Origin of the sequence: Mesorhizobium sp. LCM 4576 (genome assembly GCF_001854815.1) — a bacterium.
Taxonomy (GTDB): Bacteria; Pseudomonadota; Alphaproteobacteria; order Rhizobiales; family Rhizobiaceae; genus Mesorhizobium; species Mesorhizobium plurifarium.
Window position 1 is genome coordinate 1 of the sequence record NZ_MDDT01000077.1, and the last position, 2,488, is coordinate 2,488.

The window sequence follows — 2,488 nt, forward strand, 5'->3', positions numbered from 1 at the left end:
AGGCGAGTGCCGAGAGCGTGCGCCGGGCGCTGCAGAATGGCGGTTCGCTGGACAGCGTGCCGGAGGTCCTGTCCTCGGAGCTGATCCAGCGCCTGCGCGAGCGCCAGGTGGAGCTCAGGGCCAACATTGCCGACCTTTCCACGACTTTGCTCGACAACCATCCGCGTATTCGTGCGCTGAAGTCGCAGCTTGCCGACCTCGACGGTCAGATTCGCAATGAGGCGCAAAAGATCATCCGGGGCCTGTCGGCACAGGCTCAGACGGCCAAGGCACGCGAGGATCAACTGGTTGCCGACGTCAACACGCTGAAGGCCGCCTCGGCGCGCGCCGGCGAGCAGCAGGTGCAGCTGGACGCCCTGCAGCGCGATGCTAACGTCCAACGCCAACAGCTTGAATCCTATATGGCAAGTTACAATGCGGTGGCCTCGCGCAGGGACCGCAAATACTCGCCCGTCGCGGCGAGCCTGATCGCAAGCGCCCAGGTGCCGTCCCAACCCTACTTCCCGAAGATCGGGCCGATCACCGGTGCTGCCGCCGCCGCTTCGCTGCTGCTGATGGCGATCGGCACGCTGCTGGCGGAGCTGTTTTCCGGCCGCGCCATGCGCCCGGCCACCGGCGCCCGCTTCACCGATATCGAGCAAGTGGCGATGCCTGCGGCAGCCAGGGCGGAACCCATGGTCGCCGAGGTGCATGATGAGGGTCGGGCTTTCGCGCCTTACGAGGAGGCCGTGGCAGGGCATTCGATCGCCGAAGCGGAGCTGCCGAGACCGGCCGAAAACGAGCTGGCCGAGGATCGCGCAAGCGCAGTGAACGCCTCCGAGCCGAGCGAATCTATGCCTGAACCAAGGCAATCCAGGCTCGGCGAGATCGATATCGAGAAGGCTGCTGAGAAGCTGATCGCCTCAGGCGCCGCGCGGGCGATCTTCGTGTCGCCGGAAGGCGACGAGGCGGCCGCGTCCGCCGTGCTCGTGGCGCGCGAAGTATCCGACGCCGGTCTGCGCGTGCTGCTGCTCGATCTCACTGCATCGGGTGCGGCGTCGCGGCCGATGCTGGACTCGAGCCTGTTCCCGGGCATCACCAATCTGCTCGCTTCCGAGGCGCAGTTCAGCGACGTCATCCATCCCGATCTCTATTCGGATGCGCATGTCATTCCGGTCGGCACCGCCGATCCGGTCCGCGCTATGCGCGCCGCCGACCGGCTGCCCATCATCATGCAGTCACTGACCACGGCCTACGACCTCGTCGTGGTCGAATGCGGCCCGGCCGATGCGCAGGGCATCAGCCGCCTGGTCGGCGACGGCACCGAAGTCTTCCTGTCGATGCTGGAAGCCGACGATCAGGTGACGCAGGCCGCGGTGAAGCTGATCGAGAACGGCTATCCGGACGTCACGCTGGTCACACCGGTCGGCCATGAACCGGGGGATCCATTGCCCGGACGCCGGTCGGCCGCGTAAGGCTGGAGGCCGGGGCCGCGGCGAATCGGACACGGCTCAGCCCGGGCCGTTCTTAGCTGCAAGAGCGAACCGGGCATTTCTCTACGACTCCTGTACTTTACATCGGCGGCGAGGCACCTAGTTTTGGTGCTTCGCGCTGCGCATTTCGTGCGTGGGATGGTCGAGAGCGGGACCGTGAACCCTAAGCCGGTCCCTCAAAACTCCCAAAGGATGGCTGTTATGACACAGGCCAAGAACGGCGACACCGTACGCATCAACTACACTGGGCGTCTGGTCGACGGGACCCAATTCGATTCTTCCGGCAGTGAACCGTTGCAGTTTACACTGGGTGAAGGACAGGTAATTCCTGGCCTCGAAACCCATGTCGAGGGCATGGAGGTCGGCGCGAAAAGCACCGTCACCGTCCCCGCCGACGCCGCCTACGGCCCGCATCGCCCCGAGGCGGTCGTAACCATCGACCGCACAAGCGTGCCGGACAACATCAACGTCGATATCGGCACCCGATTGCAGGCCCGCACCCGCGAGGGACGACCCATGCAAGTAACGGTCGTCGGCGTGGACGATTCCAGCGTCAAGCTCGACGGCAATCATCCGTTGGCCGGAAAGGACCTTGTGTTCGACGTTGAATTGGTCGAGATCGTTCAGGCGGCGTAGGAAATAGAGCGGTTCCGCCGAGTCCCCTCAGGGTCTCGGCCCGCTTGCCGGCATCGCCCGCTGCGGTGATTGTGCGCCTCTGACCAGGCCTAGCTGTCGTCTTCGACCGCGACAGGTGCTGCCTGCCCGGCAGCCTTGCGACGCAGCATCTTGGTCAGCTTCCAGACGGTCGGATTGTTCTTGATGAAAGCCTTCGCCCGCGCGCCTTGTCGCAGCCCTGTCGCCAGCACCCGGCCCTTCAGCGTCAGCGGCGCAAGCACCTCGAAATGCTGGACCTCGATATCGCACCAGAGCCGCTTGTAGGGCTCGTCGCCGACCGAGAAGTCGTAGACCTCGAAGCCAAGCTCGCAGGCTTCCTGGATGTTGTCGAAGAACAGGAA

The 2,488-nt window shown here is 64.8% G+C and carries 1 protein-coding gene and 2 pseudogenes; 2 read left to right on the forward strand and 1 reads right to left on the reverse strand.

Translation table 11 applies throughout. The features are described 5' to 3' along the window. Positions 1-1,454 (forward strand): annotated as a pseudogene (locus LCM4576_RS31545) (chain-length determining protein); the annotation flags it as partial. Positions 1,455-1,673: 219 nt separating this feature from the next. Beyond that, complete coding sequence (locus tag LCM4576_RS31550) at positions 1,674-2,108, forward strand: peptidylprolyl isomerase (RefSeq protein ID WP_041008622.1); 435 nt, start codon at positions 1,674-1,676, stop codon at positions 2,106-2,108. Between the two features lie 89 nt (positions 2,109-2,197). On the opposite strand, the pseudogene LCM4576_RS31555 reads toward LCM4576_RS31550, so the two are convergent. Continuing rightward, positions 2,198-2,488 (reverse strand): annotated as a pseudogene (locus tag LCM4576_RS31555) (GNAT family N-acetyltransferase); the annotation flags it as partial.

Excerpts from the sequence above, each read along its gene's own strand:
- LCM4576_RS31550 (WP_041008622.1), top strand. The coding sequence starts at position 1,674 with ATGACACAGGCCAAGAACGGCGACACCGTACGCATCAACTACACTGGG.